The sequence below is a fragment of the Saccharopolyspora aridisoli genome (assembly GCF_004348445.1).
Lineage (GTDB): Bacteria > Actinomycetota > Actinomycetes > Mycobacteriales > Pseudonocardiaceae > Saccharopolyspora > Saccharopolyspora aridisoli.
Window position 1 is genome coordinate 25,718 of sequence record NZ_SMKV01000029.1, and the last position, 24,774, is coordinate 50,491.

General features: G+C 68.9%; 23 protein-coding genes. 15 read left to right on the forward strand and 8 right to left on the reverse strand.

Annotation, left to right across the window (positions count from 1 at the left end; translation table 11 throughout):
• The first annotated feature begins 253 nt into the window (after nt 1-253).
• Entirely contained in the window at nt 254-490 is a 237-nt protein-coding gene (locus E1161_RS20265) for a hypothetical protein (RefSeq protein WP_132625648.1), read from the forward strand.
• A 4-nt stretch (nt 491-494) separates the two neighbouring features.
• Here E1161_RS20265 and E1161_RS20270 read toward each other — a convergent pair whose 3' ends face one another.
• Together E1161_RS20270 and E1161_RS20275 are read right to left on the reverse strand one after the other, a co-directional pair.
• The gene (locus E1161_RS20270) at nt 495-1,052 is read right to left on the reverse strand and encodes a snapalysin family zinc-dependent metalloprotease (protein ID WP_132625650.1); all 558 of its coding nucleotides are present in this window, start codon (nt 1,050-1,052) and stop codon (nt 495-497) included.
• 122 nt (nt 1,053-1,174) lie between these two features.
• Nucleotides 1,175-2,203: an Lrp/AsnC family transcriptional regulator gene (locus tag E1161_RS20275; RefSeq protein ID WP_235875170.1), complete on the reverse strand. Its 1,029-nt coding sequence runs from the start codon at nt 2,201-2,203 to the stop codon at nt 1,175-1,177.
• Nucleotides 2,204-2,320: 117 nt separating this feature from the next.
• Here E1161_RS20275 and E1161_RS20280 point away from each other — a divergent pair, with 117 nt between their 5' ends.
• The 4 genes from E1161_RS20280 to E1161_RS20295 all read left to right on the forward strand — a co-directional run bounded on the left by E1161_RS20280 (nt 2,321) and on the right by E1161_RS20295 (nt 6,957).
• Nucleotides 2,321-3,517 carry a M20 metallopeptidase family protein gene (locus E1161_RS20280; protein WP_207920316.1) on the forward strand — a complete coding sequence of 399 codons (1,197 nt, stop codon included), beginning with the start codon at nt 2,321-2,323 and terminating at the stop codon, nt 3,515-3,517.
• Nucleotides 3,518-3,519: 2 nt separating this feature from the next.
• Nucleotides 3,520-4,818, forward strand: coding sequence for an MFS transporter (locus E1161_RS20285; protein ID WP_132625652.1), 1,299 nt, complete (start codon nt 3,520-3,522; stop codon nt 4,816-4,818).
• A 114-nt stretch (nt 4,819-4,932) separates the two neighbouring features.
• Nucleotides 4,933-5,910 (forward strand): glutathione S-transferase family protein, encoded by a 978-nt coding sequence (locus tag E1161_RS20290; protein WP_132625654.1) that lies wholly within the window; start codon nt 4,933-4,935, stop codon nt 5,908-5,910.
• A gap of 396 nt (nt 5,911-6,306) precedes the next feature.
• A complete protein-coding gene (locus tag E1161_RS20295) occupies nt 6,307-6,957 on the forward strand; it encodes a GPR1/FUN34/YaaH family transporter (protein WP_235875171.1) in 651 nt (216 codons plus the stop codon).
• 52 nt (nt 6,958-7,009) lie between these two features.
• On the opposite strand, the gene E1161_RS20300 is transcribed toward E1161_RS20295, so the two are convergent.
• Complete coding sequence (locus E1161_RS20300) at nt 7,010-8,698, reverse strand: AMP-binding protein (RefSeq protein WP_132625658.1); 1,689 nt, start codon at nt 8,696-8,698, stop codon at nt 7,010-7,012.
• Nucleotides 8,699-8,837: 139 nt separating this feature from the next.
• Here E1161_RS20300 and E1161_RS20305 point away from each other — a divergent pair, with 139 nt between their 5' ends.
• Nucleotides 8,838-9,638, forward strand: a complete 801-nt coding sequence (locus tag E1161_RS20305) for a LuxR C-terminal-related transcriptional regulator (RefSeq protein WP_132625660.1) — start codon at nt 8,838-8,840, stop codon at nt 9,636-9,638.
• 184 nt (nt 9,639-9,822) lie between these two features.
• Here E1161_RS20305 and E1161_RS20310 read toward each other — a convergent pair whose 3' ends face one another.
• A complete protein-coding gene (locus E1161_RS20310) occupies nt 9,823-10,713 on the reverse strand; it encodes an MIP/aquaporin family protein (protein WP_132625662.1) in 891 nt (296 codons plus the stop codon).
• A gap of 224 nt (nt 10,714-10,937) precedes the next feature.
• On the reverse strand, nt 10,938-11,528 hold the full coding sequence (locus E1161_RS20315; protein WP_235875172.1) for a hypothetical protein: 591 nt from the start codon (nt 11,526-11,528) through the stop codon (nt 10,938-10,940).
• A gap of 160 nt (nt 11,529-11,688) precedes the next feature.
• Here E1161_RS20315 and E1161_RS20320 point away from each other — a divergent pair, with 160 nt between their 5' ends.
• The gene (locus E1161_RS20320) at nt 11,689-12,261 is read left to right on the forward strand and encodes a TetR/AcrR family transcriptional regulator (RefSeq protein WP_132625664.1); all 573 of its coding nucleotides are present in this window, start codon (nt 11,689-11,691) and stop codon (nt 12,259-12,261) included.
• Between the two features lie 667 nt (nt 12,262-12,928).
• Here E1161_RS20320 and E1161_RS20325 read toward each other — a convergent pair.
• The gene (locus tag E1161_RS20325) at nt 12,929-14,713 is read right to left on the reverse strand and encodes a sigma-54-dependent Fis family transcriptional regulator (protein WP_132625666.1); all 1,785 of its coding nucleotides are present in this window, start codon (nt 14,711-14,713) and stop codon (nt 12,929-12,931) included.
• Between the two features lie 187 nt (nt 14,714-14,900).
• Here E1161_RS20325 and E1161_RS20330 point away from each other — a divergent pair, with 187 nt between their 5' ends.
• The 7 genes from E1161_RS20330 (at nt 14,901) to groL (ending at nt 22,766) form a co-directional block, all read left to right on the forward strand.
• On the forward strand, nt 14,901-16,538 hold the full coding sequence (locus E1161_RS20330; protein WP_132625668.1) for a ferritin family protein: 1,638 nt from the start codon (nt 14,901-14,903) through the stop codon (nt 16,536-16,538).
• A gap of 121 nt (nt 16,539-16,659) precedes the next feature.
• On the forward strand, nt 16,660-17,709 hold the full coding sequence (locus E1161_RS20335; RefSeq protein ID WP_132625670.1) for an FAD-binding oxidoreductase: 1,050 nt from the start codon (nt 16,660-16,662) through the stop codon (nt 17,707-17,709).
• A gap of 77 nt (nt 17,710-17,786) precedes the next feature.
• Nucleotides 17,787-18,899 carry an aromatic/alkene monooxygenase hydroxylase subunit beta gene (locus E1161_RS20340; RefSeq protein ID WP_132625672.1) on the forward strand — a complete coding sequence of 371 codons (1,113 nt, stop codon included), beginning with the start codon at nt 17,787-17,789 and terminating at the stop codon, nt 18,897-18,899.
• Nucleotides 18,896-19,246 carry a propane 2-monooxygenase effector subunit MimD gene (gene mimD / locus E1161_RS20345; RefSeq protein ID WP_408012003.1) on the forward strand — a complete coding sequence of 117 codons (351 nt, stop codon included), beginning with the start codon at nt 18,896-18,898 and terminating at the stop codon, nt 19,244-19,246. Before E1161_RS20340 ends, mimD begins: the two co-directional genes overlap by 4 nt.
• Before the next feature lie 83 nt (nt 19,247-19,329).
• Nucleotides 19,330-20,343, forward strand: coding sequence for an amidohydrolase family protein (locus E1161_RS20350; RefSeq protein ID WP_132625674.1), 1,014 nt, complete (start codon nt 19,330-19,332; stop codon nt 20,341-20,343).
• On the forward strand, nt 20,340-21,059 hold the full coding sequence (locus E1161_RS20355; protein ID WP_132625676.1) for an iron-sulfur cluster assembly protein: 720 nt from the start codon (nt 20,340-20,342) through the stop codon (nt 21,057-21,059). The genes E1161_RS20350 and E1161_RS20355 overlap by 4 nt, the downstream gene beginning before the upstream one ends.
• Before the next feature lie 57 nt (nt 21,060-21,116).
• Nucleotides 21,117-22,766 carry a chaperonin GroEL gene (gene groL / locus E1161_RS20360; RefSeq protein WP_132625678.1) on the forward strand — a complete coding sequence of 550 codons (1,650 nt, stop codon included), beginning with the start codon at nt 21,117-21,119 and terminating at the stop codon, nt 22,764-22,766.
• On the opposite strand, the gene E1161_RS20365 is transcribed toward groL, so the two are convergent.
• Both E1161_RS20365 and E1161_RS20370 read right to left on the reverse strand, forming a co-directional pair.
• Nucleotides 22,763-23,182: a hypothetical protein gene (locus E1161_RS20365; protein ID WP_132625680.1), complete on the reverse strand. Its 420-nt coding sequence runs from the start codon at nt 23,180-23,182 to the stop codon at nt 22,763-22,765. The genes groL and E1161_RS20365 overlap by 4 nt on opposite strands.
• A 222-nt stretch (nt 23,183-23,404) precedes the next feature.
• Nucleotides 23,405-24,196, reverse strand: coding sequence for an enoyl-CoA hydratase/isomerase family protein (locus E1161_RS20370; protein ID WP_132625682.1), 792 nt, complete (start codon nt 24,194-24,196; stop codon nt 23,405-23,407).
• 195 nt (nt 24,197-24,391) lie between these two features.
• Between E1161_RS20370 and E1161_RS27315 the strand changes: the two genes are divergently transcribed.
• Entirely contained in the window at nt 24,392-24,556 is a 165-nt protein-coding gene (locus E1161_RS27315; RefSeq protein ID WP_165939883.1) for a hypothetical protein, read from the forward strand.
• The last annotated feature ends 218 nt before the right edge of the window (nt 24,557-24,774 follow it).

The following is a 24,774-nucleotide window of genomic DNA, read 5'->3' on the forward strand; positions in this document are numbered from 1 at the left end:
CAAGACCGAGAAAGTCCCCGAGAAACCGTGACGCCTCCGACGCGGGCGGACCAGGGGCTAAGGACCTGACCCCGCGGCTTCCCCGCGCCGTCGTGGCGCGTTGCAGAGCAACTGTTCGCTGTGAGCACCACACGGGCTTCGCTACCTACGCCGAATGGCTTGTGGTCGGAACGCTCGGGCGGGCCGTCGGCGCAGGAGCACGCGGCGGACTGGCACGCCCAGGTCGCCGGATCTCCGCATCGGCGACCCGGGCGTGTCCGACATGTTCGACCCGCAGGGCTACAAGCGCGGGGCCCTGACCTCCCACGCGCTCCGGCGCGAGATCGGTGACGAGCCGTCGCTGCTGCGGCGCTGGGCGGCCGAGCACCGGCACGGCACCGCGACCACGGAGGACTTCACGGCCCTGGCCGCCGAACACGCGAACCGTTGCCTGGAAACGCTTCACACCGCGTGGCCGGACCAGCTGGAGCTACCGTCGCTGCCCAGCTGAGGCGTCACTTCGCGGCGATGGCCGGGGCTTCGGTGAACAGCTGCGGCGCGATCACCAGGCCCTGCGCGAAGTTCTCGTCGACCTGGGCCTTCTCGGTCGGGTTGGGGAGGTCGTTCTGGCATTCGGTCCCGGCGCTGGCACCCGACATCAGGTCTTCGCAGACCCCGGTGCGGTCGTCGGGGAGCCCGAGGATGTGGCCGATCTCGTGGGTGGCGATGCGCGGGACGTGGTGCCCCTCGTTGACGGCTTCGCGCCCCATCCACACCGTGCCCACGCCGAGCGATTCGGTCTGGGCGCGCGGCCAGCCGTCGTCGGCGAGGACGGTCAGGTCGGCCTGACCGTCGGTGGACTTCTCCAACTTGACGTTGGTGACCTGGCCGTTCCAGGTCTCGGCCGCCTCGTCGATGGCCGCTTGGAACTCCTCGGCCTGGCTGGCGTCGTAGGTGACGATGCGGGGCTCGGCGGCGTCGCTGGTGACCGCACCGGCCAACGGCGCGCCTGCCACCAGAAGCAATGCCGTTGCCGCGCCGGCGATCGCGGTCGTCATCGAGAACCTGGACATGTCGACTCCTCCTGTGGGCGGTCGTTCACGTGAGAACGATCAACACGACCGGAGGCTAGGCAGGAGCACCGGACCGATGCGGACAGTGGCGGATAACCGCCATGACGTCACCAGGTGTGAATTCATCGGGGCAGCAACGAGCGGGGGAGCACGACCTCTCCCGTGGCACGACCGTGCCGGTCGAGCAGCCAGCCCATCCGCTTGCGGGTACGCAGCGTGAGAACGGATTCCGACAACCGCAGCGACGGCAGCTTCTCGTTGACCAGCCGCTCGATGCGCATGAGATCGCCCGCCGACCTCGCCCACAGCAGGAACATCAGGTTCGACTGGCCGGCGGTGGACACCAGCAGCCGGAGCTCGGGCAGCGTCGACAGCGAGCGAACCGTGTGGTCGAGCTCGGTCATCGGCACCTGCGCGAACCACGTGCACACGATCGGCCAGCGGGTGCGCAGCCCCGCCACCTCGCATCGGAAGGCCAGTGCGTCGGTGGCCAGCAGGCGGGCGACCTGCCTGCGCACCGTCGCCGGGTCGCGGCCGAGCGCGCGGGCGATCTCGGCGGCGTTCTGCCTGCCGTCGTGCGCCAGGCGCTGCACCACCGGCCAGTAGGAGTTCGGGATGTGGCCGCCGGCTGGGCTCTTGGCGTGCCGGGCGGACTCGCGCAACGCCGCCTGCTGGTCGGGGTCGAGGGAATCGAGCCGCCAGTCCGCGCCCTGCCGATGCACCTTGGTCGCCACGTGCGTGTTCACCGCCCGCACGCCGGGGGTCGTGGGCAGGTCGTCGAGGGTGAACGCGGCCAGCGAGTCGTAATCCGGGACGATCACCGTCAGCACCAGGTCGCGGCCGTCCGCCGTTTCCTCCACCGAGGCCGCTCGCGGATCGCGGGCGATCCGCTCGATGGCCTCGGTCCGCCAGGACGGCTCGACCCGCAGGTCGACGAAGGCCACCACGTCGTGCGACTGCTCGCCGGAGTGCACCGTCAGCCACGCCAGTCCCGCCCTCCGCAACCGCTCCCAGCGGCCCGCCAGCGCGGTCGGGGAGCAACCGAGCACGCGGGCGGCTTCCGCCCAGCTGACCCGCGGCGCGATCTGCAGCGCGTGGATCAGCGCCAGGTCCTCTTCCGCCAGTTCCGGGGCGCGGGATTCACGAATCACCTCGCTTGGAAGTCCGTTGCGCACGAAACCTGCGATTCTCCACGTCGGGCCGGGTCGACATCGCACACTAACGCGCCCTGGAGTCGTTATGAAGCCGGTCACTTCCGGAGGTGGCAGTTGAGTGTGCACGAGGACGCGCTGGCGATGCGGGACGACCTGATCGCACTGCGCCACGAGTTCCACCGCGAACCCGAGGTGGGGTTGCGGCTACCCCGCACCCAGGAACGGGTGCTGGCGGCCTTGGACGGCCTGCCGCTGGAGATCACCACCGGGCGGGACGTGAGTTCGGTGACCGCGGTGCTGCGCGGCGGTGGTGCTGGATCGACCGTGCTGCTGCGCGGTGACATGGACGGGCTGCCGGTGCGGGAGCGCACCGGGCTCGACTTCGCCTCGCAGACCGGCGACACCATGCACGCCTGCGGCCACGACCTGCACACCACGATGCTCATCGGTGCGGCGCGCCTGCTGTGCGCGCACCGCGACCGTCTGGGCGGCGACGTGGTGCTGATGTTCCAGCCGGGGGAGGAGGGCTACGACGGCGCGCGGATCATGGTCGAGGAAGGCGTGCTGGAAGCCTCCGGCCGCCGCGTGGACGCGGCCTACGGGCTGCACGTGTTCTCCTCGGACGCGCCGCAGGGCCGCTTCGTCACCCGGCCCGGCACGATGCTCTCGGCCTCCGACGAGCTGCACGTGTCGGTGTACGGATCCGGCGGGCACGGTTCCGCTCCGCACCGCACGCAGGACCCGGTCTCCGCGATCAGCGAGATGATCACCTCGTTGCAGACGATGGTGACCCGCCAGTTCGACATGTTCGACCCGGTGGTGCTCAGCGTCGGTACGCTGCGCGCGGGCAACGCCGTCAACGTCATCCCGGAATCGGCGACCTTCGGCGCCACCGTGCGCACGTTCTCGCCGGAGTCGCGCGAGCTGGTGCGGGAGCGTTCGGAGGCGGTGCTGCGGGCGGTGGCCGCCGCGCACCGGGTGAACGTCGAGATCGAGTACCGGCAGGGTTACCCGCCCACCCGGACCGACGTCGAGGAGACCGCGTTCGTCGACCGCACCATCCACGAGCTCTTCGGCAGCGAGCGGCACCAGACCCTGCTCAACCCGCTGTCGGGGTCGGAGGACTTCTCGCGGGTGCTCGACGAGGTGCCCGGCGGGTTCGTCGGCCTCGGCGCGGTTCCCGACGGCATCGACCCCGACACCGCCGACTACAACCACTCACCGACCGCGCTGTTCGACGACGCGGTGCTCGCCGACGGCGCCACCCTCTACGCCGAGCTCGCCCTGACCAGGACCCACGTGGAGGACTGACCATGACCGCTTCCGTGCCAGCGCCGGTGCGCCGCAAAGCGGTGCTCGCGGCTTCCATCGGCAACTTCATCGAATGGTTCGAGTTCGGGCTCTACGGGTTCTTCGCCGCGGCCATCGCGGCGAACTTCTTCCCCGGCAGCCACAGCCTGATCTCCACCTTCGCCGCCTTCGGCGTGTCGTTCGTGCTGCGCCCGCTGGGCGCGCTGGTCTTCGGCCACTTCGGCGACCGGATGGGCAGGCGCACCACCCTGTCGATCTCCATCATCGGGATGTCGGCGGCCACCTTCATCATCGGACTGCTGCCCAACTACGACGGCATCGGCCTGGCCGCGCCGATCCTGCTGGTGGCCGCCCGAGTCGTGCAGGGCTTCTCCGCCGGTGGCGAGTTCGGTGGCGCCACCGCCTTCATGGTCGAGTACGCGCCGCCGCACCGGCGAACGTTCTACGGCAGCTGGCAGATGTTCACCCAGTTCGCGGCGACGCTGGTGGCCACCGTGATCGGCGCGCTGCTGTCGATGGCGCTCACGCCCGAGGCGCTGACCGACTGGGGCTGGCGGGTGCCGTTCCTGGTGACGTTGCCGCTCGGCGCGATCGGCCTGTACCTGCGGCTGCGCCTGGACGAGACCCCGGAGTTCCAGGCCTCGTCCCCCGAGGGCAGCAGCGCTCCGCTGATGATCACGCTGCGGGAGCACTGGCCGAACGTGCTCAAGGTGATCGGTCTGATCATCTCGGGCACCACCTGCACCTACATGGTCCAGGCGTTCTGGCCCGCGTTCCTGGTGAAGAACCTGAACGTTCCGCAGGCCGACATGTTCACCGCGATGATGGTGGGCATCTCCGCGCTGCTGCTGACCTGCCCGGCGTGGGCGCTGCTGGCCGACCGGATCGGGCGGCGCAAACCGTTGCTGATCGCCACTCCGCTGGCGCTGATGTTGCTGGCCGTGCCGATGTACCAGCTCATCCTGTCCGGCTCGTTCGCCCTGATCACCCTCGCCTACGTGCTGCTGGGACTGCTGATGGCGCCGAGCCTGGCGGCGATCTCGACGGCGATCGCCGAGGCGTTCCCGACGAAGGTCCGCTACAGCGGTCTGTCGCTCGCCTACAGCGCGGCGGTGTCGATCTTCGGCGGTTCGACGCCGCTGATCCTCTCGACGCTGGTGGAGTCCACCGGGAACCCGATGTCACCGGCCTACTACCTGATCGCGGTGGCAGCGGTGTCGGTGCTGGCGGCGATCTCGCTGACCGACACCGCCACCAAGCCCGCCGCCGCCGAAGCCGCCGAGGAGGTGCCGGTCCGTTGACGTCCGGGTGCGGCTCGGCGCGGTTCGAGCCGCACCCGCGCCCGTAGCAGTCCGATGGCATGTTCCGGCGAGGGCGTTTGGCGGGGACGGGGCTCGCGGTGGACGATCGAGGGCATGGCTGGTGAATTCGAACGGGACATGGACTACATCGCCACGCGGATCACCGCCGACGGGCGAGACGGCTGTCCGGTCGAACCCGGTCGCTACCGCCTGGTGGTGGCCAGGGCGTGCCCCTGGGCGAACCGGGCGGTCATCGTGCGGCGGCTGCTCGGCCTGGAACCGGTGCTGTCGATGGGCATCACCGGGCCCACCCACGACCACCGCAGCTGGCGGTTCGACCTCGACCCGGGCGGCCGGGACCCGGTGCTGGGCATCGAGCGGCTGCGAGAGGCGTTCCTGGCCCGCGACCCGAACTACGCCAAGGGCATCACGGTGCCCGCGATCGTCGACATCCCCACCGGCCAGGTGGTCACGAACGACTTCTCGCAGAGCACCCTCGACTTCTCCACCGAGTGGCGCGAGCACCACCGGCCGGGAGCGCCCGAGCTGTACCCGCAGGACCTGCGCGCCGAGATCGACGAGGTCTGCGACCTGGTGTTCAAGGTCAACAACGGGGTCTACAAGACGGGGTTCGCCCAGAGCCAGGAAGCGCACGACAAGGCCTTCCACGAGCTGTTCGAGGCGATGGACCGGCTCGCCGAAAGGCTTTCCGGGCAGCGCTACCTGGTCGGCGACACGATCACCGAGGCCGACGTGCACCTGTTCCCGACCCTGGTGCGCTTCGACGCCGTCTACCACGGGCACTTCAAGTGCAACCGGCACAAGATCACCGAGATGCCGGTGCTGCGGGACTACACGCGAGACCTGTTCCAGACGCCGGGTTTCGGCGACACGATCCACTTCCCGCAGATCAAGGAGCACTACTACGTGGTGCACCGCAACGTGAACCCGACCGGGATCGTCCCGGTCGGCCCCGACCTCACCGGCCTCGTGCAACCGCACGGCCGGGAGGGGCTCGGCGGCCGCCCCTTCGGCAACGGCACCCCGCCGGGCCCACCCCCGGAGGACGAGAGGGTCCCCAGCATCGCGTGACGGTCGCATCGCGCTGGGAGGCCGCGGTATGTGGGTGCGTTCGAGGAACTCGTGGCCGATCCGAGGCCGCTCCGGTGGCCGGCTGGGCTAGCGCAGGACTCGGCCACCCCGGATCCGGGGACCGATTCGTCGAGCACTGCGTGACGCGTCGGCCGTTCGAAACCGGTGCGAATCCCTCCGTGCCGGATCGAGATCCGTTCGTCCCCACCGCATTGCCCGCGACGTCGCGGGCGTGGCATGTTCACCTCCACCTGCAGAAACGGGAAATCCCGGGGGCCCTCGTCGCCGGGGACGCCACGGTTGGGGAGTTCGCCGTCTGCTCGAAGTCGGCGAGGTCGATCCGGCTGTGGGACGGCGGCGCGAAAAGGCGCACCCGACACCGCGAAGGAGCGGATTGTGACCGCATCGGACGCAGCGAAAACGGACCAGGACAGAACAACGCACCGGAAGCCCGAGCCCACACCGGGGCCGCTGTCCGGTGATCCCGCGCTGATCGGAGTGCCCACGTTCGTCGTGGGTTCGATCGCACTCGGAATGACCTTGGTGGGCTTCGTCCCTCCGGAAGCGGTCGGAGCACCGGTGGCGATCATCCTCGCCGCCACCGGAGTCGGTCAGCTCGTCGCGGCGTTGTGGGCGGCCGCGATCGGGCAGAGCGCGGTCGCCTCGATCTTCGGCACGTTCTCCGGTTTCTGGCTCAGCTACGGGTTGCTGGTGCTCGGGTTGACCCACGGCTGGTTCGGAATTCCCGACGGGAGCGCCACGGCCGTGCAAGCGCTGTTCCTGACGTCGTGGGCGATTACCGTCGCGCTGCTGGCACTGGCGACGCTGCGGCTCCCAGCCGCCTACACGGTGCTGTTCGCGCTGATCGCCGCGGCGCTGGTGCTCGTGCTGGTCGCGACAGTGCAGGATTCGGCGCAGTTGAAGGCGGTGGGCGGTTGCGCGGTCTTCACCTTCGCGGCGCTGGGCTGCTACCTGTTCCTCCACGTGATGTCGGAGGCGACGGGTGGTCGAGGGCTGCCGCTCGGGAAGCCGGTGCTGAGTTCGTGAAACCGCGAGCGCGGAGGCGGTTCTCGACCGCCTCCGCGCTCCGGAACCCGGCTCAGCCCCGCAGTTCGGGGAACTGGTCGTCGCGCCATTCGTCGCGCGGGCCCGAGTCCTCCTCGTGGGCGCGCAGTTCGACGCGGCGAATCTTGCCGGAGATCGTCTTGGGCAGCTCGGAGAATTGCAGCCGGCGAATCCGCTGGTAGGGCGCGAGGTGCTCGCGCGCGTACTTCAGGATCTCGAACGCGGTGGTCTTGTCCGGTTCGTGCCCGGGAGCCAGCGCGACGTAGGCCTTGGGCACGGCGAGCCGGACCGGGTCGGGTGCGGGAACCACGGCGGCTTCCGCGACCGCGGGGTGCTCGATCAGGACCGATTCGAGCTCGAACGGGCTGATCTTGTAGTCGCTGGCCTTGAAGACGTCGTCGGTGCGCCCGACGTAGGTGATGTAGCCGTCCGCGTCGATCGTCGCCACGTCACCGGTGTGGTAGTACCCGCCGCCCATCGCGGTGTCGTTGCGCTCGGTGTCGTCGCGGTAGCCGGTCATCAGCGGCAGCGGGTGCTGCGCGAGGTCGAGGCAGATCTCGCCCTCACCGGTGCCGTCGACCGGCCGGCCCGTCGCCGGGTCGACGAGCACCACCGGGACACCGGGCAGCGCCCGGCCCATCGAACCGGGGCGGACCTGTGACCCGGGCGTGTTGGCGACCTGCGCGGTGGTCTCGGTCTGCCCGAACCCGTCGCGCAGCGTCAGGTCCCACGCGCGCTGGACCTGGTCGATGACCTCGGGGTTGAGCGGTTCACCCGCGCCGATCACCTCGCGCAGCGACTCGGGGCGTTCGCCGAGGTCGGAGTTGATGAGCATCCGCCACACGGTCGGCGGCGCGCAGAACGTCGAGACGTCCCACCGCCGCAGCCGGTCGAGCAGCATCGCGGGGTCGAACCGGCCGTAGTTGCACACGAGGATGGTCGCCTCGGCGATCCAGGGCGCGAAGAACGACGACCACGCGTGCTTGGCCCAACCGGGCGAGGAGATGTTGAGGTGCACGTCTCCGGGCCGCAGACCGAGGAAGTACATGGTGCTCAGGTGCCCGACGGGGTAAGAGGTCTGGGTGTGCTCGACGAGCTTGGGCCGCGAGGTCGTGCCCGAGGTGAAGTAGTAGAGCAGCGGATCGCCGGGCGCGGTTCCTGGGTGGGCAAGCGGCGTGGCGGGGAAGGCCTCTGCTTCGCGCAGGTCCGCCCACCCGTCGGCCGCGCCGACGCTGATCCGCCCGTAGTCGCCGGGCACGTCGTTGAACTTGCCGGTGGCAGCGGCGTTGGCGATGACGTGCGCGGCACCGCTGCGGATGATCCGGTCGATCAGCTCCGCGGGTCCGACGGCGGTGGTGGTCGGCACGATCACCGCACCCAGCTTCATGATCGCCAGCATCGATTCCCACAGCTCGACCTGGTTGCCGAGCATGAGCACCACCGGGTCACCGCGGCGCACGCCCCGGGCGGACAACCAGCCGGCGAGGCGATCGGAGGCGGCGGCCATGTCGTCGAAGCTGCGCCGCAGCTCGGTCCCGTCCTCCTCGACGATCACCAGGGCCGGGCGGTCGTTGCCGCGCGCGATGGCGTCGAACCAGTCGGTCGCCCAGTTGAACCGCTCGCCCATTTCCGGCCAGCGGAACTCGGCGACGGCGCGCGGGTGCTCTCCGCGCAGCGCCAAGAGCTGGTCACGGCTCTCTCGGTAGGCGTCGGTGACGTCCATGTGCCGCTCCCCTTCGATGTGACGACGCTGTCGGGAGTAGGGTGCACCGCTCACCGGAGGTTCGGATACCCACTCACGGGGGTAGCGCGGAGCGGCAGGCGCGGGGTATTCACCCAGTTGACGTGGTGAGGGAGCGCACATGGACGAAGACGTCAGGGCGGCCGGTTGGATCGACCGGCTCCTCCCGGAACGGCTGAACTGGCTATCCCGTTCGACGGGCATTCCGGTGGTCTTCGGCGGCAGCACGTCGACGACCCCGCAGCGCCTGGTCATCGGCCGCATGAAGGGCACCTTCGGGTCGGGGCTGCGCGGGTTGGAGGTGCGTCCGGGCAGCGGTCTCGGCGGCAGGGTGCTGCGAGACCGCGCAGCGCACCGCGTCAACGACTACGCCCGCACCTCCGACATCACCCACGAGTACGACCCGATCGTCGTCCGGCAGGAGCGCCTCACCTCGGTGTTCGCGCTGCCGATCACGGTTGGCGACGCGGTGTGCGGCGTCCTCTACGGCGCCGCCCGGGACCACCGCCCGGTGGGCGACCGCGCGCTGCGCACGGCGGAGGTCGTCACCGCGCAGCTGTCCCGGGACGTCGAAGACCGGTTGCGTCCGGACCCGGAGCTCCACGAACCCGACCCCCTGGCGGAACTCGCCGCGGTCATCGAGGAGACCGTAGATGAGGCCATGCGCGCCCGCCTGATCCGGATCCACCACCAGCTCCGCGGGAGCGCACCACCGACCACGACGAGCGACGTGACCCTCGCGCCCCGCGAGATCGAAGCGCTCCGCCTCGTCGAGGTCGGAGCGTCCAACGTGGAGATCGCGGCCCGTCTCGGACTGAGCCCCCAGACGGTCAAGACCTACCTCCGCAACGCCACCCGCAAGCTCAGGGTCCGCAACCGCACAGCAGCAGTCCACGAAGCCCGCCTCGCGGGCCTGCTGTAGACCACCCACCGCACCTCGACCCCGCTGGGGATCGTCGTCGGACGAGGGAACTTCGACGACGAAGAACTGGAACGTCCTCGGCGTCCTCGCCACGAAGAGACTGGAGGGCGTGCGGCGGTCCGGTTCGAGCACCACACCTGGAGCAGCGGTTCCGCCGCACTCTCGAGAACAGCGGCCTAACACGTCACGACGACGCGTCACCCGCCTTCCCGGGTTCCGGCGCGCTCGAGCGGGCCGCGAGGACCTTGCCGATGAACAGGTCGTACACCAGGGCGCCGAGCACTGCCCCGATGAGAGGCCCGACGATCGGGATCCAGAAGTAGAAGCTGAACGACTCGTGGGTACCAGGTAGGGCGAGCTCACCCCAGCCGGTGAGGAACGTCCACAACCGCGGGCCGAAGTCCCGCGCCGGGTTGATCGCATAGCCCGCGTTGGGGCCGAACGTCAAACCGATGACGGTCACCACCATGCCGATCAGGAAGGGCCCGAGATTGGCTGCCGGAGCGCTGTTGCGCGCATCGATCAAGGCGAAGATGAGAAGGACCAGAATAGCCGTTCCCACGATCTGGTCCAGCAGCGGACCCCACCACGACCCGCCGAAGTACTCGGCCGGGAACGTCGCGAAGATCGCGTAGGTGTCCAGGGACTCGGAGCGCGGCACACCGGCTTTCGCGTTGTACGCGTCGATCGCCCAGCTGTACACCGAGTACACCACTGCGGCGGCCGCGAACGCGCCCACGAGCTGGGCCAGCATGTAGGGCACGACCTTCACCCAGGGGAAGGCGCGCCGCACCGCGAACGCCAGCGTCACCGCCGGGTTGATGTGCGCGCCGGAAACCCCGCCCGCGACGTACACCCCGAACACCACGGCGAATCCCCAGCCGAAGGCGATGATGAGCCAGTTCGCGGCACCGAAGGGATCAGATTGCCGTCCGGACCCCGGTAGCCCGGCGACGGCGACTGCGACGGACGCGCAGCCCAGCAGGATCAGCACAAATGTTCCCAGGAACTCCGCCAGCAGTTCGCCGGTGAGGCCCTTGCCGTAACCGGGGCGGCGCTGCTTCTGCTCAGCCATCGGTTCTCCATCACGCGGGCGACGCGCTTGTCACCAACTGGCCCCATGGGGGATGCACTCATCAAGCAGAGTAGGTCGCATGACTACCCGACGCATCTCCTACGACCCAGGGGAGCTGTCGTACGAGCGTTCAGCGCCAGCGGGCGCCCCCGCTCCACAGTGGAGAACCGGTCGCTCGAGCCAGGCCGGGCGCCTCCGAACGAGGACGTGCGGAGGCCGCCGGGTCACCGGGTGCCGTGCTCGGCCGTCTGGTGCAGGCGGATCGCGGAGATGAGGAAGAAGATGCCGCCGAGCGTCGCGTAGCCCGCGATGCTGGTGAGCGAGGGGTTCGGCTTCCCGGCCATGATGACGAAGCCAACGCCGGCGATGACGGAGATGCCGCCGCTGAGGATCATCGCCCACTGGCCGCCGAGCCGGTGGCGCAGGACCGCGACGATGAGCTGGACGATGCCGGCGGTGATCGCCCACAGGCCCCAGACCCGCAGCACGCCGGGGATGCCAGAGCTGCCGGCGAAGGCGAGGCCGATCGCGGCGAGCAGGCTCAAGCCCATGTTGAGGAAGAGCGGTGCTCTCGGGCGCGCGGCACCGGACGAGCGGAAGTCGGCCACGGCCGCCGCGACGTCGAACAGCGGGTAGATCACCAGCAGCGCGACGACTCCCGGGCTGAGGGTCTCGGCGAGCACCACCGTCAGAACCGCCCACGCGACGGCGAATCCGGAGCGGACGAAGTACAGCGTTCGCAGCGACTCCGTGCCGCCGACCTCCGGGCGGGTGCCGGTGCCGTCGAAGTGGGTCGCTTCAGGAGGACGTGTCATCAGGTCGATCCCCTCAGGAGTGGGTGGACGACTCCACCCGAACCAAGTAGATAGAACGATCGGTACACCTGAGCCTGCTGCGCGCGCCGCGGATTGTCAAGACCGATCGTTCTATCTGCTAGCATCGAACGAGGTCAGGCGGTGATCGAACGGGGGGCGGATGTCGGAGGCGCGGGCCCGGCTGCTCAACGCGGCCACCGAGCTGTTCTACGCCGAAGGCCTGCACGCGGTGGGTGTCGATCGCGTCATCGCGCACGCGCAGGTCACCCGCGCCACGCTCTACCGGCACTTCCCGAGCAAGGACGACCTGCTCGTCGCGTACCTGAGGCAGGTCGACGCGGCGTTCCGCGCACGAGCGGACGAGGCGCGCGCCGCCGAGCGCAGCCCGGCCGACGCCGTGCGAACGGTGGGGCGGGCCATCACCGGGGACATCCAGACGTCAGGTTTCCGCGGGTGCGCGTTCCTCAACGCCGCGGCCGAGTACCCCGACCCGAGTCACCCGGTCCACCTCGCCGTGCTCGCGCATCGGCAGTGGTTCCTGGAGACGATGACCGAGCTCTTCTCCGGTATCGGCAAGATCGACCCCGAACCCGCCGCGCGGCACTTCGTCATGCTGCGGGACGGCGCCATGACCGCGGGCTGCCTGGCCGATCCGCAGCCCGTCTGCGAGACGTTCCTGCGCGGGGTCGAAGGTCTCCTCACGTACCGAAGTCGGGAGAGGGCGGACTCCTGAGCCACCTGGTCCGGTTTGTCGCTTTTGGTTGTAGTGATTTCCTCCGGGCGGACGGGCCGTCATGTTGCGCCGTAACGGTTCGACGCCCCGAGGGAGTCGCTGAGTCGCTGTAAACGAACAGGTCGATCCGCTGCTCGGTTCGTTGGGAACAGCGCGCTCCCCGCCGCGCTTCCGCTGCCGCGGCGGGACCTCCCTCCTCAGCGGGGTCTGGGACGGTGCCGCCTCTCGTGGCGGGCCGCTGGTGGACCGGACGGAACCGGTTGCGCGCGAACCTCGCCAGCGCGCGGTCGATGGGTCAACATGCTCCTGCTGAGCCTCGTGGTCGCACCGCAGGTCAAGAACGCGGTGAACCTGCAGGGCGTCGTTGCAGCTGACCACGCTGTGTTCGTGGTCGTCGGTTCGGCGGTCCTGTTCACCTTCTTCACTGCTCGCGAGACCGTCCAGCGGGGCCTGCACATCGTGGGGTTAGGGCGAGCCTGCGTACGCTGCGGTAGAACACACCACTGCAACTGCTGTGGGTCAGCTCGTTGATCTTCCTGAGCGCGATGTTCTCGATCCAGGAGATCGGGGACCACTACGCGCGGGGGCGTGCTGGGCGACGCCAACCTCTCTCGTGCTCACGGCGGCGCTCCAACGAAAAAGTGGCCTCGCCGGCTCGTGCTGAGGCTCACCTGCAAACGATTCCGAAGGAGCGGATCTTGCGGTAGATCGTCGCGCGCGACATGCCGAGGTCGGCTGCGGCGTGCTCCTTGTTCCCGTGGTTGGCCGCGAGGCTCTGGACGATGGCGTCGCGCTCGATCGACTCCATGTGGGTGAGCTGGCGGCGCGTAACGGTCCGGCACTCGGCGGGAAGGTCGGTGACCGCGATCGGCCCTGATCGATGCCTGCGGGAGACCTCGGCCAGCACGCGCTCCAGCTGCCGGACGTTGCCCGTCCACGGCAAGCGCATCAGCTGGCGCAGGCAGGCGTCGGAGGCCACCAGGTCCCGGCAGCGCGCGTGCCGGGCCAGCAGGTGCGGTACCAGCCGTTGCAGGTCCTCGGTCCGGTGGCGCAGCGGCGGAACCTCGACGGTGTGCGCGAAGAACGGCATCAGCAGCCCGACCGAATCCGGGTCGTTCGGTTCGTCGCTGAGCGTGACCGCGACCCAAGACGGCGCCTGCTCGGGCGGAGCCGCCTGCCATGAGGTGAACAGGTCGGTGAGGTGCCGCGCGCCCTGCGCTCCGAGCGCGTCGGCGTGGCGCAGCACGACCACCGGGGAGGTCTCGCTGGACACGCGCTCGGCGAGCGCTTCCGTCCACGCCTCGACGTCGTCGACGTCCGCGCAGTCCAGCTCCACCAGGTGGCAGCTCGGTGAGTGGCGGCGCGCGACGGCTCGCGCGAGAGCGACCTTGCCGGTGCCCGGCTCGCCGGTGAGGATCAGCCAGCTGCCGCCCCGGTAGCTGGTGTCGGCCGCCGAGCACGCCTGCCGCCAGGCGGGGCTGGCCCCGACCGCTCCGGGCAGCGGCAGGTCGGGCAAGCCGGGGGAGCGCGGGGACGGGGTGTGGTTCTTGACGCGGAACACGCCTCCGGCCAGGAGCGATCCGTTGTACACCGGGCGGTACTCGAGGCGCGCAACCAGCCCGGAGGGCAGGTCGGCCAGCACGGTGGCCCGCTCGCGGCAGCCGGCCACATCGGCGGAGTGGGTGATCAGCGCCGCCCGGTCGGCCGCGTCGTAGAGGTCCTGGGCGTGGCTGTTGACCATCACGACGTCCTCGTTGACCGCGAAGATCGCGCCCGAACCCCGCTGGCAGGACGAGAGGTACTCGCGGAACAGCGCCAGTTCGCGGGTTCCGAGACCTGCCAGTATCGCTTCCTCGATCTGCTTTGCCGTCCGGCGCGCGAGGGTCAGCAGCAGCGGACCCGGCGTTCCCGCCCAGGAGGTCAGGTCCAATGCGCCGACCAGGTGACCGCGCACCGGGTGGTAGATCGGAGTGCCCGCGCACTCGAAATTCGCGAGTCGGCTGTTGAAGTGCTCGAAACCCGAGACCAGCACCGGTTCCTGGCATTCGAGCGTGGTGCCGATGCCGTTGGTCCCGATGGACTCCTCGGCGTAGCTGTAGCCCGGGGCCAGTGAAATTCGGTCCAACCCGGCGTGCAGCGCGCGATCCGCGCTCGACCGGCGCACGACCAGGCCGTTGGCGTCGGTGAGCAGCACCGCGACCGGGTGGCCGACAAGTTCGGTGGACAGGTTTTCCAGGATCGGCGTCGCACTGCGCACCAGGAGGCTCTCCTCGTCGCGGTCGGCGACGAAGATCGGATCCGGTTCGTCGGTGGCGACGTCGTGTTCCAGAGCGCGCCGCCAGGACGCGGAGATGATCCCCCGGACCCCGGAGAACTCGGTCCGGGGACAAGCCAGGAACTTCTCCCGCAAGGCGCTGATCTGCGCATCTGATCTGTGTCCGTGCGTCGACATGAGCGTCTCCCTTGACGTCTGCGCGCTGGGCCACTGCGCTGTTCCACCCCACGCAGGCTCATCGTGGTGGCTACTCACCGGAGCCTCGATCTCACATTGAGACAGAAGTCGCGTGCGATCCGCAACACACTCTCCTCCGTCAGCGACGACTGCCCACGTTCGCAACACCGGCTTCGAGGAGGCTGAATTGAGCAGGCAGAGTCTCACCAAGGCGCACAACAAGATCACCGAGCTGTCGTGGGAACCGACGTTCGCCACGCCCGCGACCCGCTTCGGCACCGACTACACCTTCGACAAGGCTCCGAAGAAGGACCCGCTGAAACAGATCATGCGGTCGTACTTCCCGATGGAGGAGGAGAAGGACAACCGCGTCTTCGGCGCGATGGACGGCGCCGTCCGGGGAAACATGTTCCGGCAGGTGCAGCAACGCTGGTTGGAGTGGCAGAAGCTCTTCCTGTCCATCATTCCGTTCCCGGAGATTTCGGCGGCGCGAGCGATGCCGATGGCCATCGACGCCGTGCCGAACCCGGAGATCCACAACGGGCTCGCGGTGCAGATGATCGACGAGGTCCGGCACTCGACGATCCAGATGAACCTCAAGAAGTTGTACATGAACAACTACATCGATCCGGCCGGGTTCGACATCACCGAGAAGGCGTTCGCGAACAACTACGCGGGGACCATCGGCAGGCAGTTCGGCGAGGGGTTCATCACCGGTGACGCGATCACCGCGGCCAACATCTACCTGACGGTGGTGGCCGAAACCGCGTTCACCAATACTCTGTTCGTCGCGATGCCCGACGAGGCCGCCGCAAACGGCGACTACCTGCTGCCCACCGTCTTCCACTCGGTGCAGTCCGACGAGTCGCGGCACATCAGCAACGGCTACTCGATCCTGCTCATGGCCCTGGCCGACGAGCGCAACCGCCCGCTGCTGGAGCGCGACCTGCGCTACGCGTGGTGGAACAACCATTGCGTGGTCGACGCCGCCATCGGCACCTTCGTCGAGTACGGCACCAAGGACCGCCGCAAGGACCGCGAGTCCTACGCCGAGATGTGGCGCCGCTGGATCTACGACGACTACTACCGCAGCTACCTGCTGCCGCTGGAGAAGTACGGCCTGACCATCCCGCACGACCTGGTCGAGAAGGCGTGGAACCGCATCACCAACCAGTTCTACGTGCACCGGGTGGCGCAATTCTTCGCCACCGGCTGGCCGGTGAACTACTGGCGCATCGACCCGATGACCGACACCGACTTCGAGTGGTTCGAGCACAAGTACCCGGGTTGGTACAACCAGTTCGGCAAGTGGTGGGAGGCCTACAACCGGCTCCGCTACCCGGGCCGCAACAAGCCGATCGCCTTCGAGGACGTCGGTTACGAGTACCCGCACCGCTGCTGGACCTGCATGGTTCCCTGCCTGATCCGCGAGGACATGGTGGTCGACAAGGTCGACGGCCAGTGGCGGACCTACTGCTCGGAACCCTGCGCCTGGACCGACACGGTCGCATTCCGCGGCGAGTACGAGGGCCGGGAGACCCCGAACATGGGTCGGCTCACCGGTCACCGGGAGTGGGAGACGCTGCACCACGACCGGGATCTGGCCGACATCGTCTCCGACCTCGGCTACGTCCGGGACGACGGCAAGACCCTCATCCCGCAGCCGCACCTGGACCTGGACGACCCGAAGCGGATGTGGACGCTCGACGACCTGCGAGGAATCCAGTTCTCCAGTCCGAACGTGACCCTCAACCAGATGACCGATCAGGAGCGCGAGGAGTGGGCGGCGTCCTACCGCGCCAACCCCAACGTGACCTCGTCCTGACGGTCTGCGGACCGCGGACGGCGGTGTCGCAACACCTCACCGCCGCCGTCCGCGATCCCCTTCCCTGAGCCGGGCCACTGGCGTCCACGCCGCGGACGCCGCGCTGAGAATCGAGATTCCGATGGCCGACAAGCACCGCATCTCCTTCGAACCCGTCGACATCGAGATGGAGGCGGGCGAGGACGAGAAGATCCTCGACGCCGCGTTCCGCCAGGGCGTTCACCTCATGCACGGCTGCCGCGAGGGGCAGTGTTCGGCGTGCAAGTCCTACGTCCTGGACGGCGAGATCCAGATGGAGCGCTACTCCACCTTCGCCTGCAACGATGCCGAGGTCGAGGAGGGCTACGTCCTGCTCTGCCGGGCGCACGCCTTCAGCGACTGCACGATCGAGCTGCTCAACTTCGACGAGGAAGAGCTGCTCAACTCGGCCCCGTTGCAGCAGGTCAGCACCGAGGTCATGGAGATCGTCGAGCACACCCGCGACATCGTGGGACTCAAGCTCAAACCGGTCGAACCGGCCGCGTACGAGTTCAAGGCCGGCCAGTACGCCGACCTGACCATTCCGGGCACCGACGAGCACCGGTCGTTCTCGATGGCGACGACACCGTCGACCGCCGATTACGTCGAGTTCGTCATCAAGAAGTACCCGGGCGGTCGGTTCTCCTCGCTGCTGGAGGAGGGCATCGCGGTCGGTGACACCATCGAGCTGGCCGGGCCCTACGGCAACTTCACCCTGAAGAGCGGGCACGTGCTGCCGCTGGTGCTGATGGCTGGTGGCGCGGGCATGGCGCCCGTGCTGGGGCTTCTGCGGCACCTCAGCGAGACCGGCGACCCCCGCCGGATTCGCTTCTACTACGGCGCCCGCACGGCCGCCGACCTGTTCTACCTCGACGAGATCCGCGCGCTGGGTGAACGGCTGGCGGACTTCGGGTTCGTCGTCGCGCTGTCGGAATCCATTGACGGCGCAGGCGATCTCGGCGTCGCGGTGGAGGCGGGCGTGGTCACCGACGTCGTCGAGTCGGCCGAGCCCGAGCTGCACGAGGCCGAGGTCTACCTGTGCGGGCCCCCGCCGATGGTGGACGCGGCGCTGGCGCTGGCCGAGCGCCAAGGAGTGCCCGAAGACCGAGTCTTCTACGACAAGTTCACCACAGCGGTCCAGCCCGACGAGTGATCCGGCCAGAGGTCGGGGAGCGGTCCACGCTCCCCGAGACCCAGGCGTCACAGCGGAGATGTCAAAGGAGAGATCAGATGGCGAGCAGTTCAACGCCCGCGCCCAAGGCGCGCAGCTTTCCGAAGATCGAGTTCACCGATTCCGAGGCCGGCGCGCTGGAGTTCCCCAGCTCGAAGAGCCGGAGCTACAACTACTTCAAGCCGGCCAAGCTGCGGGCCACGGTGTACGAGGACGTCACCGTCGACGTGCAGCCCGACCCCGAGCGCCACCTCAGCCAGGGCTGGATTTACGGCTTCGGCGACGGCCCCGGCGGATACCCGCAGGAGTGGACGGCGGCGAAGTCGTCCGACTGGCACGCGTTCCTGGATCCCAACGAGGAGTGGGAGCAGACGATCTACCGCAACAACGCGGCAGTGGTGCGTCAGGTTTCCCTGGGGCTGGAGAACGCCAAGCGCGCCGACGCCTACGGCGGCTGGAACACCGCCTGGCAGAAGTTCATCGCCCGCAACCTGGGTGCCTGGATGCACGCCGAGAACGGCATGGCGCTGCACGTTTTCACCTCCATCCAGCGCTCCGGGCCGACGAACATGATCAACACGGCGGTGGCGGTCAACGCGGCGCACAAGATGCGCTTCGCCCAGGACCTCGCCCTGTTCAACCTGGACCTCTCGGAGTCCCTGGAGTCGTTCGAAGGCGCCGTGCACCACGAGGTCTGGCACTCGGCGCAGGAGTGGCAGCCCACCCGCAAGGTCGTCGAGGAGCTCACCGCCGTCGGCGACTGGGCCGAGCTGCTGTTCGGCACGAACGTCATCTTCGAGCAGCTGGTCGGCCAGCTCGTCCGCTCGGAATTGGTCATGCAGATCTCGGCCAAGAACGGCGACTACATCACGCCGACCATCGTCGGAACCGGTGAGCACGACTACAACCGCGACCTCGGCTACACCCGCGCGCTGTTCCGGCTGCTCACCCGGGACGAGGAGCACGGCGCCGCCAACCGCGAGCTGTTCGGCCGGTGGCTGGCCAAGTGGGTCCCACCGTGCCTGGCGGCGGCGCACGCGCTGCAGCCCATCTGGTCTCAGCCGGCGGAGAAGACGCGCACCTTCGACGAATCGTTGAGCGCGACCAAGGAGAAGTTCAGCCAGCTGCTCGAGGAGATCGGGCTCGACGTGCCGAAGGAGTTGGACCAGTGAGCGGCAGCATGCAGTTCGGTTCGCAGGCGGGGTCGTCGAACATGTGCGGCGTCACCCTGATGAACACCCCGATCGGGCGCGTGGTCGCCGAGGTGATGGCGGGCAAGGAGGGCATCGAGCTCGTGGAGTACCCGTCCATGATCCGCGTGGACGGCACCAAGCTCGTGGAGTTCGACTACGACGAGCTGACCGAGGCGCTCGGCGAACCCTTCGACGGGTCGATCTTCGAGGAGATCAGCTCCACCCACTACGGCCGCATGGTGCACCTCGACGACCGCACCATCCTGTTCGCCAACCCCGAGGACGCGGCCGAGTACATCGGCTTCGACCTGCTCGCGCGGGACTGACCGATCCGAGCCCGCGGTGGCGGGGCGCTGCGCTCAACGCTCCGCCACCGCGGTTCAACAGCACGAAGGGTGGGACAGCTGCGATGTACGAGAAGGACGGCGAGAGGTACTTCGTGGTCGATGGGCACGTCCACATCTGGGACGCCCGCGAGTCGAACCGCAAGAACATCTACGGCAAGCAGTTCATCGACTGCTTCTACGACTACCACCGCAACCTCAGCCCCGAGGAGCACGTGTGGGACTACGACACCTACACCTACTACGGCTCCGAGCGGTTCATGAAGGACGTCTTCGACGACGGCCACGTCGATCACGCCATCTTCCAGGCGACCTTGCTCAACGACTTCTACGAGACGGGTTTCGGCCAAACGGAGGAGGCCTTTGGGCTCACCCGGCGGCATCCGGACAAGCTGACCTACAACCACGCCTACGACCCCCGCAACGGTGAGGCCGGCTTGGAACAGCTGCGCCGGGATGCCGAGCGGATGAACCTGCAGGGCGTCAAGCTCTACACCGCCGAGTGGAACGGCGACTCGCGCGGGTACCGGCTCGACGACCAGTGGTCGCGCCGCTACCTCGAAGAATGCCTCGCTCTGGGGATCAAGAACATCCACGTCCACAAAGGACCGACGATCCGGCCGCTGGACCGGGACGCCTTCGACGTCGCCGACGTCGACAAGGTCGCCACCGACTACACCGACCTCAACTTCGTCGTCGAGCACGTCGGACTGCCGCGGCTGGAGGACTTCTGCTGGATCGCCACCCAGGAGCCCAACGTCTACGGCGGGCTCGCGGTCGCGATGCCGTTCATCCACTCCCGCCCGCGGTACTTCGCGCAGATCATCGGCGAACTCCTCTACTGGATCGGCGAGGACAGGATCCTCTTCGGCAGCGACTACGCCCTGTGGACGCCCGGGTGGCTGGTGGAGAAGTTCGTCGACTTCCAGATCCCGGCGGAACTGACGGAGTACGCGCAGATCACGCCGGAGCAGAAGAGGAAGGTCCTCGGGCTCAACGCCGCCGCTCTGTACGACATCGATGTGCCCGGCGAGTTCCAGGTCGCCGCTGCCGCGGTGTCGGGAGCGGAGGCGCGATGACCACCACCCTCCGCTCCGTGGAGACCGACGTCCTGGCGGCGTTGGCGACGGTGACCGACCCCGAGCTGGACGAGCCCGTGACGGAACTGGGATTCGTGCGCTCGGTGGTCGTCGACGACGTCGGGGTCGAGGTGCACCTGCGCCTGCCGACCTCGTTCTGTGCCCCCAACTTCGCCTACCTGATGGTGGCCGACGCCTACGACGCCCTCGCCGAAGTGCCCGACGCGGGCAGGGTCCGGGTGCTGCTGGACGACCACCACGACTCCGAGAAGATCAACGACGGCATCGCCTCCGGCCTCGGGTACGCCGGAACCTTCGGTTCCGAGGCCGAGGAGAGTCTCGACGAGCTGCGCCGCACCTTCCAGCGCAAGGCGCACCTGGCGGCGGTGGAGCGCTGCTGCCGATCGGTGCTCGGCGGGGGTGCGTGGTCCCTCGACGAGCTGCCGCTGCTGGAGCTGTTCGACCTGCCCGAGGGGCGGCTCAAGGCCGCGCTGGTGCGGCGGCGCGAGGCGATCGGACTGCCCGGTCATGCGCACGCGCGCGTGCTCGTCGACCACGAGGGTGCACCGATTCCGCGCACCGATACCGCGCTGTGGCTGCGGTTCGCCGCCGCCACGAGGGTTTCGATCGAGGGCAACGTCCACTTCTGCCGGGGCCTGCTCGCGACCCGCTACACCGAGAGCGATCCCGTCATCACGAATGTGAGAACCACCTGAGCTTGGCCCGTGTCCGAGTGTTGGTAGATCCGCTGCGCATAAGGGGAAGTGAGAATCATGGCTAAGGAGCTGCGGTTCAGCGTCGACGCACGACGCCAGTTGGAGCTGGGCGTGAACGCGCTGGCCGATGCGGTGAAGGTGACGCTGGGGCCCAAGGGTCGCAACGCGGTGCTGGAGAAGCTGACCGGCCCGCCGACCATCACCAACGACGGCGTGACGATCGCCAGGGAGGTGCAGCTGCGGGAACCTTTCGCGAACATGGGTGCGCAGCTGGTCAAGGAAGTCGCGATGAAGACCAACGGTGCGGTGGGCGACGGCACCACCACCGCGACCGTGCTCGCCCAGGCCATGGTGCGCGAAGGGCTCGCGGCCCTGAGCGAAGGCGCGAACCCGATGCGGGTGCGTCGCGGCATCGAGGAGACCGTGGACGCCGTGGTCGAGTGGCTGCGCAAGTCCTCCACCCAGGTCTCCGGTGAGACCGAGCTGGAGCGGATCTCCACGCTGGCGGCCGGCGACGACGAGCGGATCGGCCGGGTGATCGCGCAGGCTCTGGCCGCGGTGGGCGGCGACGGCGTCGTCGAGGTGGAGGAGTCCGAGGGCACCGGACTGAACGTCGAGTTGGTCGACGGCATCGAGTTCGACCACGGCTACACATCGCCCTACATGGTCACTGACCGGGAGCGCATGGAGGTCGGCTACGACGACCCGGTGATCCTGCTGACCAACAAGAAGATCAGCCAGGTCCAGGAACTGATGCCCACGGTGGAGGCGGCCCGCCGGATGGACCGCCCGCTGGTCGTCGTCGCGGAGAACGTCGATGGCGCTGCGCTGCAGATGATCCTCAGCGGCAACGTGCACGGCACCTGCCCTTCGGTCGTGGTGCGCGCTCCCGGCTTCGGCCACCGCAGGGTCGCGGAGCTGGAGGACCTGGCGGCGGCGCTCGGCGGGCGCGTGGTCAGCGATGACTCGGGCATCGCGCTGGCCGACGTCACCGAGCGGGACCTCGGCAGCTGCGAGCACATCACGATCACCGAGGACTCCACGACGATCATCGGTGGCGCAGGCGAGGAATCGGCCGTGCGGGGCCGGATCGGTCAGCTGGAGAACCTGCTGCAGCGGGCCAGGATCGAGCACGATCAGGACAGCCTGCGGTTGCGCATCGCGCGGCTGTCGGGCCGCATCGCCGTGGTGAGCGTCGGCGCGGCGACCAGCGTGGAGCTCAAGGAGCGGATGCTGCGGGTCGAGGACTCGTTGGCGGCGGCTCGGGCGGCCCTTGAGGAGGGCGTGGTGGCCGGTGGCGGCGCGTCGCTGGCCCAGGCGGGCCGGTGCGTCGATCTCGTCGGACTCGACGGCGATGCGGCTCAGGGGCGCGAGATCGTGCGCCGGGCGCTCGGCGAACCGCTGCGGTGGATCGCCGGGAACGCCGGCTACGACGGGGGAGAGGTCGTCACCCGCGTGGCCGCCATGGACTTGGGCAACGGGTTCGACGCGCTCACCGGCGAGTACGGCGACCTGTTCGCCGCCGGTGTCGTGGACCCGTTGAAGGTGACCCGCTCGGCGCTGGAGAGCGCGGCGTCCATCGCGGCGCTGCTGATCACCACGGAGACCGCCGTCGTCGAGGAGCTCGTGGGGAACCCGGGAGCGATCATGGCGCCCGGCACCGGCGACCTGGCAGAGGGAATGGTGCGCCCCTCGAACATCTACTAGAGGGGCCAGGAGGTGCGCCCACCGCCGTCGTGGTGGGCGCACCTCGCCCGGTTCACCGGCGCGAACTCGCGGTCGCTGAGCGCCCGGATTTGGCGCAACGCGAGGGGGATGAGTTCCGCTGACGTGCAGCGGGAATCGACCAAGCCCAGCGCCAGGGCCTCCGGTGTCTGAGTGGACTGAATTCGGATGCGGGCTGCACGGTTTCGGCGGACATGATGCGGGCGTCCGCCGCGGCGGCCAACGCGTAGCCGCCCGCCGAGCACCGGGAGAAGCACCGGGACTGCCTCGCGCGAGCGCTGCCCGAACTGATCGCCCAGGGCTGGCGGCTCGACCACATCAGCGAGACGACCGGACGCAACGGCGTAGTCGTCCAGCGACTGTCCGAATGGGCCGACGAATGCCCTCACGTCGGCCACGCCGCAATCCTCAGTCATGTGCATGCACCTCCACTCGGCGAACAGCGGCCGGGTGTGCGCCCCTCATGAGTTCGACGAGGTTGCGGGCCCGCCGCTGAGCGTTCGGCGGTGCGATGCCCTGCTGCGCCGCTGCGTCACGATCGTCAGCGCGTCGTGGGCGGACGAGGCACCAGCCCGCAAGGTGAGGACCAGGTGTTCGAAGGGGCATCGAGCACGTGGTCCTCACGGCTCGGACGCCGTGTTGAACCGCGGTGCTTCCTTGGCGAGGAAAGCGCGTACCCCTTCTGCCGCGTCGGGCGAGGCGAACGCCTGCTCGGACAGCGGCAACGTCGACCGGATCGCCTCCCGGTCGCCGTCCCGGCCGTGGTGCACCGCCTGCTTGACCAGCGCGAGCGCCGTGGCGGGCAGCTCGGTCAGGCGCGAGGCCAGCTCGCGGGCGGTGGTGAGCGCGTGGCCGCCGGGGACGACGCGGTTGACCAGACCCCAGGACAGCGCCGTCTCCACGGGCAGCGGATCGCCGAAGAGCATCATCTCCACGGCGCGCGCCTCACCCAGCCGGCGCGTGACGCGAACGGGTCCGCCTGAAGCCGGGATCACGCCGAGCTTGATCTCGGGCAGCGCGACATCGGTCCCGGCCTCGGCGATGATCAGGTCGCAGCACACCGCCAGCTCCAGCCCACCGCCGTAGGCGAGTCCGTTGAGCGCGGCGATCGTGGGCTTCGGGAACTCGTCGAGCAGACCGAACGTTTCGTTCTCGAACGACAGCTTCCGGTCCACGACGTCACCGTCGGCGATCAAGGACGGGAACTCCTTGATGTCCGACCCCGCGCAGAAAGCCCTGTCACCCGCCCCGGTCAGCACCAGCACGCGCGCCTGCGGATCGTCGGCGAGCCGCCGCAGCACGGCGTTGAGCTGCCGGGTGAGTTCGAGCGTGGTGACGTTCATCGGCGGATCGTTCAACGTCACCACGGCGACGTGGTCCTCGACGGCGCAGGTCACGAGGTCGGTGCTCATCGGGTCGGGATCCTTCCCACGGGAGGTGGCGGAGCGGGCCCGCCCACTCTAGGGAAGGGAACGCTCCGACTCGCACCGTCGAGGCGCCCCGGAGCGGTGCGAGGTCCCGGTGGTCGGTGCCGTTCGGGGACGTGCATCCTGGTGTTCGACAAGATCAGGCGCGGCAGTGTCGCCTGGATACCGCAGGAGGACCGTGTGAGCACCGACAACGAGCGTCCGGAGATCGACCTCTCGCGCGACCCCAACCCCGGCGTCCCCGACCACGCCGCGCCCGAAGGGTCGGGACTCGACCCGCTCATCGACCTCTCCCGCGACCCGAACCCGGGCAAGGCGGACCACGCCAAGCCCGACGACGAGTGACCGTCCACTGAGGACGCCGTTCCGGGAGGCCGTGGACCCTCCCGGAACGGTCCGCTCCAGAGGTGGGCGGGCAGCTGCAGCCGCCCGTCGTGGACTTCGGCGATCTGTTCCCAGCGGTGAGGCGGGACTCGGGTTGGTCCGCCGCTGACGCGAAGGGTTTTCCGACGTCGTCGCGGCCTGAAGAGGTGACCGAGACACGGCCGTGTGAATTGCGCACC